Here is a 1,321-nt window from a genome sequence, read left to right on the forward strand (position 1 = left end):
TACTTCGCCGTACTTCGTGCGTACTTCGCAGGTACGGGCGTGGTGCGGTGGGGTCAGCCCTTGAGCAGCTTGTCGCACTGCTCGACGGCCGTGTCCAGCGCCTGCTTGGAGCTGGTCTGGCCGCTGATGGCCAGCGCGAACTGCTGCTTGACGATGGTGCCCATCGCGTCGTCCACCTCGACCGGCTGGATCAGCTTGGCCTTGGCGAGCGAGGTGAAGGCGATCACCTTGGCGTCGCCCGCGTTGGTGCCGTCGCTCTTGCTGAAGAACGGGTCGTCCGCGGAGGCCTTGGTGGACGGGAACACGCTGGTCAGGTGGGCGAAGGCGGCCTGGTTCTCGGGGCTGGTGACCCAGCGGGCCAGGGCGACCGCGGCGGCCGGGTTCTTGGTGTTCTTCGGGATGGACAGGCCCTGGACGTACAGCGGCGGGGTGTCCATCGCGGGGGAGGCGACGACCTTCGGGGCGAGGGTCGGGTTGTCGGTGGCGAGGCTGGTGATGAAGTTGCCGCCTCCGGTGGTCCAGGCCGCCGTGCCCGAGCTGAAGAGCTTGGAGTTGCCGGCGTAGGTGTCGGTGAGGACCCCGTTCGGCATCAGGCCCTCCTTGAAGGCGTCGCGGTACTTGTCGAGCAGCGCGGCGGCCTCGGGAGTGTTGAAGGTGAAGGACTTGCCGTCATCGGCCATGATCTTCACGCCGATGTTGTAGAGGTCGCCGAGGCCCGGCTTGCGGCTCATCAGGTAGGCCTGGCCGCCGGACTTCTCCTTCATCGTCCGGGCCTGGGCGATCAGTTCGTCCAGGGAGGTCGGGGGCTTCTTCGGGTCCAGCCCGTTCTTCGTCAGGAGCTCCGAACTCCAGTAGTTCACATCGGTGTTGAGGTACCAGGGGTAGCCGAAGGTGCCCTGGTAGCCGTTGTAGCGGTAGGCCTCCACGCCGCCGGCCACGTACTCGTCGGAGAGCTTGGGGTCGGCCTTGGCGACGTCCAGCAGGACGTCCTTGCGGGTGAGCGGGTAGGCGAAGTCCGGCGGGAGGTTGACCACGTCGGGCAGGGTGCCGGAGGCGGCCTGGCTGAGCACCTTGTCGGAGTAGCCCTCGCCGGGCTGGTCGAGCCATTCGACCTCGACGCCGGGGTACTTCTTCTTGAAGCCGTCGATCACGCCCTGCATGTAGTCGGTGAACTTCGGCTTGAGCGCCCAGGTCTGGAGCGAGACCTTGCCCTTGACCTCGCCGGTGGCGGCCGCACTCGCCACGCTGTCGCTGTTCTTGGTCTCGCCGGATCCGAGTCCGCAGCCGGTGAGGGCCGCGGCGGTGAAGGCCGTCGTCGTCA

The 1,321-nt window shown here is 67.2% G+C and carries 1 protein-coding gene; it reads right to left on the reverse strand.

The features are described 5' to 3' along the window. Positions 1 to 53: 53 nt before the first annotated feature. Positions 54 to 1,321, reverse strand: a 1,268-nt coding sequence (locus J0670_RS38150; protein ID WP_207817354.1) for an ABC transporter substrate-binding protein, incomplete at its 5' end; no start/stop codon positions are given.

It is taken from the genome of Streptomyces sp. FH025, assembly GCF_017427025.1.
GTDB lineage: Bacteria > Actinomycetota > Actinomycetes > Streptomycetales > Streptomycetaceae > Kitasatospora.